Below are 6261 nucleotides of genomic sequence, written 5' to 3'. Positions count from 1 at the left end.
GTTAAATAGAAGTTAACTCGCTCCATATGAGCACGATTTGTATTTGTTGTATCTCCTGCCCCAATGCATCCAATTGTTCGATGCATTACATTTTGATAATTCTTAAAGGTTGCACGCTGGGCAATATAAGGGCCACGCCATGATTCAGTGCTATCTCCACCAGCTGGAGAGTTTGCAACAATTCCTACAACCTTATCTTTAAACTCTGAGTAAATACCACGGCTTAGATTAGACCACTGTAAAACATTACCAGCGCCTCGTGATGTGCCTGTTAAGCAAATTTTTGAATCTTCCGAAATGAAATTTTTAGCAATCTCATTATTAACCAAATTTCGATATACATACTCAATGAAAGATTGAACTTCAAAAGCATACCGGATGTAATCGTGTATTGGCATTTGAGGATTTAAAGTAATATTCATGGGATGTGAATTGAAAGGGAAAGAACTACAATTAAAATAAACAAACCCTTTATTTACGACATATTTGGGGCGAGCATAAGCTGAGGTTTCGAGACCATATCCAGTTCCACCATTAAACCAAAGTACAAGATCTCTTGGTTTAGCGACCCACTCATCATCATAAAACATTTGCATCGTCAGCATATTATTTGCCGACTCAACCCCTGCATTCTGGACAGTTTCTCCAACTAAGATAGTCATTGGAACTTGAAACTCTTTAATTACTATAGCCATAATTACTCTCCTCGCATCTCATCAAAACGTTGCTGTAATTGGTCTCGTACATTTAGGCTAAAATCCAATCCACCGCTAATTTGGATGAATCCTCTCGAATCAAATGACCATTTATTGCCATCTCGGCCATCAAGACTAAAAAAATAATCAGTATTGGGTTCAAAATAATGAAGTGTATTTACGTTGAACTCATATTCAGCCCAAAAGCCATAATATGGATCATATTGCTCAGGGACAGCTTTAATAATGATATTCGTTGAGGTATTTAAATCTGGTTGGTCTCCATTGTTAAACCAAACACGACATTGAGTCGCATAGTCTGGAACCTTAACTACTCTATTCGCTGAGTTTCCACCACCAGATTGAATTCTTGTATCGTAATGAATGTTCCCATTTTTATCTTTCCACTGAAAACGACTTGCATTTGATAGCCCATCAGTTTTCATCCAGAGATGTGTTTCAGCTCCAATATCAAACCATGAGGTAATCCGATGCCCTTTGTTTGGAACTCCATTATTTTCGGCAATACTTTTCGGTAAAATTGAGCCATCAATAATAGTGATAGTTTTATTCGGCTCATTTACTAATAATGGCTCTAACTCTTGATAAGGCAATAATGGGACTTTATAGGACGTAAAAGGGTCAAGTTTAAATAACTCCCGTGGTTTCCATCCTTGATCGCATGAGATTTGATAAGCAACCTCAAGATCGGCTTTGGGTTTTGGTGAATGTTGTAGCATTAACCAAATTGTTGGTGCATGTACCCAGCTTTCACCAAGTAGACGTAATTCTTCGTTTGATTTATCTGATAATCGAACTAATAATTTGATTGATCCACTTAGTAGTACGTGGGCTGGCTGTTCACCCAAATATCTAAAATGAGTTACTCCACCTTCATAAGTAAAAGAAGATGCAAATGGATTAGGTGCAACCCCAGAGTCCTGCAAACTTGTATGTATTTCCTGAATAGGCATGATAAAAGACTTGTCTGTTATTTTTTTACATGCAACTTTTTGATCTAAAAATCCATTTCCATTGCATAAACGAACCTGCCCTTGAGCTAAGATTGGAGCGACAATAAAAGGTTTGTCTGTTTGCTGGAAAGATCCATTGCCTATCGCACGGATCTCTTCTAAAGCATCAACGCCATAACCACCTTTAGTATCTTGAGCACTATTTGCATAATAAGCAGATAAATCTTTTAACTCCCCAGGCTCAATTTGTACTGGAGCATTATTACTTGTGATACCCATATTATTTCCTCTTTAAAATAATGGATTGATGGACATAAAAAAACCTCCGTAAAGGAGGTGAATATTTGGGGTTAATTTATTCAAACAAGCATGGTTGAATTTGACGATCTACATTAGCTATTGCTGTTTCAAGCGAATCTCGTTGCTTTTTCCATCCTGATAATCCACGACCGCATGTACTGGCAATATCTTTTTCGCATTCTAGTTTGGCATTTAGCGCTTCCCGCTGTTGGAGTAGTGCGAAGTAGTCTGTTTGTAGTAATGTACGAGCCTCGAAGAACGCTTTTACAAGTGCTTTCTTAAAATCAATAACACGTGGACTATTCCTCATTAATGTCATTAAAAAGGTTGCTTGTTGTTCGTTTAGTTCTGCATAACGAGTATGGCGCCCTCTTGTAGACTCACGATCTGAATTCGGCATTTCAAATGCGGAATTAGATGTTTTGAATTCTACACGACCAAATTCCTGAATATCTGGTAAATAAGTACGAACAAGTTGAATTACCGTTTTATGTGTAAGTTGCAATCCAAGCGCTATTTGGAGTGTTGTTGTTACTGGATTACGCCCATTAACTTCAACTAATTTAACTACAGGATGAAATTTCGCATTCATGATTAACTCCTTTTTGAGTTGTATTGAGCCTGAGTGCTAAATGCAATTTCTGACAAACAGGCAATAAAAAACCCCGCTTACGCGAGGTCTGGTAATTCGTAGAGATTTAAGGCTTATTCAAACCCATTTGCTTTTCTTCGCTCATTAATAATTCTTCTCGCTTCTTTCCTTTGTTCAATCATTTCAGGGGTCAACTCAATATCATATGCTTTATAAATTTCTGCAGTTCTTTTTATTGATTCACCAAATGATGGGTCTAAAGTGGAATAACGCTCTGACAACTTTACCGACTTAGGAAAGTCAGGAAAAAATTCATCAAAATCTTTTTTGTGTTCAATCCCAATATACATGAATACACGCCATGTATTATTTTTTAAATCTCGGACAAAGATATTATCAAAGCGATTAATTATTTCCTTATCTAAATATAAGAGTTTTACCTCCGTTGGAACCACACACACCTCTCCAACGCCAGACAAGAAGTTGGCTTTTGATTTTTTCAGTTTAATGCCTAAATACTTCGTACGAGATCCCAGCCTAATTGCATGTGATAATATGATTTGATCATTATACTCGTCTACACTTACCCAATCTCCATTACTATAAAGTTGACCAGGATGATTCCTAGTAAACAATCTTGAGTAATCATACTTACTTTCAAGCTGTCCAAGTAAGGTAAGATTTACTTCTGGACCATTACTAACGCTCAACAAATCACTATATATACCTTCAAAAATCTTGTATGAATTTTTACACTGAAGATTCTCTGCATAAGCTCCTAAAGAAACCGTCATCAAAAAGGCTATTAAAATATTTTTCATAAAATAGTTTTTCGTAGAATTTTGGCAATCTTATCCAAAAACAAAATGATAGGCAAAATATTCACCTACTAATCTAATTAGAGGTCAATTGGGTTGGATCTAGTTCGTTAATTTACCGTGTAAGGCGTATGCACATTAACCTGATAAAAGTCTGGATTATTAGGCACCTCAATAACGCTAGATGCCTGTAACTCCAGACCACCAATACTATAAAACTGTATGTGTTCTGCAAGTTTTTCAGCAACAATAAGACCTGAGTCTGTTCCTGTATTACGTGGTGCAAATAACTGGATGAACAGCATTCCTGTAGTACGTGTGCACGGTTTATCAGCTAATCCAACAATTCGCTTATCTCCACCACCAAAACTCACCTGAGCCCATATTTCATTGTGTGGTGCAGTAAAGTGCTTGCCACCTTCAAGTAGTTGGTTTTGGAATTGAAAGTGTTCTTTTTTGATGCCTTTACTGGTAAAGGATTCAACCAACTTTCGCATCTCACGCTTTGCATCATAATCTCTCATTTATATTTACTCACAATATACTGAAAGGCCAATGTATAAACCCCGTTAGGGGCCTGTCGTGAAAAGCCACCTGCAGACTTTTTAATATATCCTTTACCTTTCACCCAGCTACCATTTTTAACGGGATCAGGATAACCACCGTATTCAATGACATCTCCATAAGGTGTGTTGTTTTGGATATACGCAGTGTCACCTAACTTGAATGAAGCAATGGTCCTTGCGGCTGCTTGCACAGTATCTCCATTGCCTTGCTTTGTTGAGTAGTCCTCAACATTAATCGAAACAATGTGTGAAAAACGATAAGAGCCCTTATCAACTGGTGAGCGCACAGTGACCTGTTGCAAGGCATCAGAAATAATGTCCTTACAATGTTGCTCAACATCTTCAGTAATTGTGTCAATAAAATCGGTTGGATTGATGGACCATTTAGACATGCTTCACCCATAAAAAAACCCACCGAAGTGGGATCAAGATAAAACTACTTTTATCGGAATATAAATTATTTGAAGGCAGCCGAATCAACAAAACAAAGTACTTTTGTTATGTGGTGTCCTGTATGCGCCCTAAATAAATCTTTACAGTTAACTTTCACATGGTTTCCATGTTTCTTATAAAGCAAGTTATAACGCCCCATATCTGTATCAACTAGCTGAATTAACCTAGTTTTAACAAGACCTTCCTCACCATCGACATTAATCTCATTATCAAGCGTAACAGCTATTTGGTTACCACCAAATGTTTCTTGGTTTGGGTGTGTGCTTTTTATTAGCAACAACTTACCACTGATAGTTGCTGGCTTACCATAATAAAAAGTTTCAGCATAAGAAACTGATGTGATAGTTAGGAGAATTAAAAAAATAAAATTTTTCATTAGATTACTTACAAATTATCTAGCCCTTTGCATTTTAAGCATAATTTAATGTACTTTGGCTAATTAATTTTTCGTAACTGAATCTTCCAAATACTCCCAGTCGGATCAGCACCAATATCAATAATGCGAAAAAACCCCTTTTCAGTTTCCCACTCATCGTCAATTTGTGGCGTTTCAGTAACTTCATTTTGTAGCACAGTAGCCTTGCAATCCTCGGCTTGGTAATTATCTGGTTTAATAAGGTCTTTGACATACGAGCCAAACAACACTCCACGCCCCGTATAAATTACAGTTTCAGACTCAGGGTAGGTTTCCGTTTCAAAATCCATCTCACCTGAATTAATAACCTTTGTACAGGTAAATGGATATACTGCATCAGTCAGTTTTTTATCAAACGCCTTAGCCAACTTGGATTGAACCTTACTTCTAATCATCCCCGATACACTCCAAACGCAAAGCCTCTCGGTGTCAGATCAAGTGATGCAATATAGGCTTTAGCGATCTGTTCATACTTTGAAAGAGCAACACTACCATTAGCAAAGGTTTCATCAACCTTAACGCCATCAGCATCAACCATTTCACGTGTAGTCTGACGCTCTACACCTGAGTAGATATCACCAGCTAAAATGCCTTTGATAATCTCACATGCAGCATCTTTAAGAATTGGATCAACTGGGTCGGGAATAAAACCGATTTCATTCTTCATCCAAACATTTGATTGCTTAACTAAGGTCGCTTTATCACCATCTGGCGCAAAGTCGTTCCCCAATATTTCATCTGCATCATTGATAGTGATAAAGCTCATGGGATTATTCCTGTGATTGTTCTGCTGCCTTAGCATCTTCAGCGGCTTTGGCGGCCTTTTGCTCTGCAGCAGTAAGCTTTTTAGCAGTAGCCTTTTCTAGCTCTGCAATTTTGGCTTTAAGTTCAGTGTTTTCTGTCTGCAGCTTTTCTAAGTCTGCTTTAGTGATGCCCGTTGATGAGTCACTGACCACACTTGACTGTGCTGACAGCTTCTCACCTTCACATAGCTCATGTAGACCATGTTTGAAGTCAGATTCATTGATGATGCGATAACTGTTGCCATCTTTAATCTTGACGGTATTTAATGGATTCATTTTTTTATTTCCAAAAAATAAGGGCGATTGCTCGCCCTAATGATTAACCCAACAGTAAGCCAATGTGACGTGATGTCACTGCCTTAACACCCCAAGCCAAGCTGACTTCATAAACCACTTGTTTATATTGACGGTAAACCGCAATTTCAAAGGCCAAACCAGTGACTGGATCAACAATCTGTGTACGGTCATCAGCACTATCACCGCCATCTGGTAATGCAGGTGCACGTGTGGCCAAGGCGATTGCTGAACGAGAAAAGACTAAGTTTGGCACATAGGTATTGCCTAAACTCAATGCTGATTTATCAGGTACCGGAAGAATCAAACCAGAATTCAGTGCCAAAGTACTGCCAGACAAACCGCCTGATA

General features: G+C 38.0%; 10 protein-coding genes and 1 pseudogene. All 11 read right to left on the bottom strand.

Going from position 1 to position 6261, the window contains the following annotated elements; all coding sequences use genetic code 11:
- The coding region (locus Aru01_RS01440; RefSeq protein WP_042111062.1) for a hypothetical protein at positions 1–695 on the bottom strand (695 nt) is incomplete at its 3' end.
- Between the two features lie 2 nt (positions 696–697).
- A complete protein-coding gene (locus tag Aru01_RS01435; RefSeq protein ID WP_016657048.1) occupies positions 698–1948 on the bottom strand; it encodes a hypothetical protein in 1251 nt (416 codons plus the stop codon).
- A 76-nt stretch (positions 1949–2024) separates the two neighbouring features.
- Positions 2025–2561, bottom strand: coding sequence for a Rha family transcriptional regulator (locus Aru01_RS01430; protein ID WP_016657049.1), 537 nt, complete (start codon positions 2559–2561; stop codon positions 2025–2027).
- A 113-nt stretch (positions 2562–2674) separates the two neighbouring features.
- Positions 2675–3382 carry a hypothetical protein gene (locus tag Aru01_RS01425; protein ID WP_016657050.1) on the bottom strand — a complete coding sequence of 236 codons (708 nt, stop codon included), beginning with the start codon at positions 3380–3382 and terminating at the stop codon, positions 2675–2677.
- Positions 3383–3489: 107 nt separating this feature from the next.
- Positions 3490–3903 carry a phage tail terminator-like protein gene (locus Aru01_RS01420; RefSeq protein ID WP_016657051.1) on the bottom strand — a complete coding sequence of 138 codons (414 nt, stop codon included), beginning with the start codon at positions 3901–3903 and terminating at the stop codon, positions 3490–3492.
- Entirely contained in the window at positions 3900–4337 is a 438-nt protein-coding gene (locus Aru01_RS01415) for a hypothetical protein (protein WP_016657052.1), read from the bottom strand. Before Aru01_RS01415 ends, Aru01_RS01420 begins: the two co-directional genes overlap by 4 nt.
- 65 nt (positions 4338–4402) lie before the next feature.
- Entirely contained in the window at positions 4403–4774 is a 372-nt protein-coding gene (locus Aru01_RS01410; protein ID WP_042111061.1) for a DUF4431 domain-containing protein, read from the bottom strand.
- Between the two features lie 59 nt (positions 4775–4833).
- Positions 4834–5208 (bottom strand): hypothetical protein, encoded by a 375-nt coding sequence (locus Aru01_RS01405; RefSeq protein ID WP_016657054.1) that lies wholly within the window; start codon positions 5206–5208, stop codon positions 4834–4836.
- Complete coding sequence (locus Aru01_RS01400) at positions 5205–5579, bottom strand: hypothetical protein (protein WP_016657055.1); 375 nt, start codon at positions 5577–5579, stop codon at positions 5205–5207. Before Aru01_RS01400 ends, Aru01_RS01405 begins: the two co-directional genes overlap by 4 nt.
- 4 nt (positions 5580–5583) lie before the next feature.
- Entirely contained in the window at positions 5584–5892 is a 309-nt protein-coding gene (locus Aru01_RS01395; RefSeq protein ID WP_016657056.1) for a hypothetical protein, read from the bottom strand.
- Positions 5893–5935: 43 nt separating this feature from the next.
- Positions 5936–6261: pseudogene (locus Aru01_RS18305) on the bottom strand (P22 coat - protein 5 family protein); the annotation flags it as partial.

The sequence above is a fragment of the Acinetobacter rudis genome (genome assembly GCF_000829675.1).
In the GTDB taxonomy this organism is placed as follows: Bacteria; Pseudomonadota; Gammaproteobacteria; order Pseudomonadales; family Moraxellaceae; genus Acinetobacter; species Acinetobacter rudis.
This window is presented reverse-complemented; position numbering and strand designations above follow the sequence as displayed.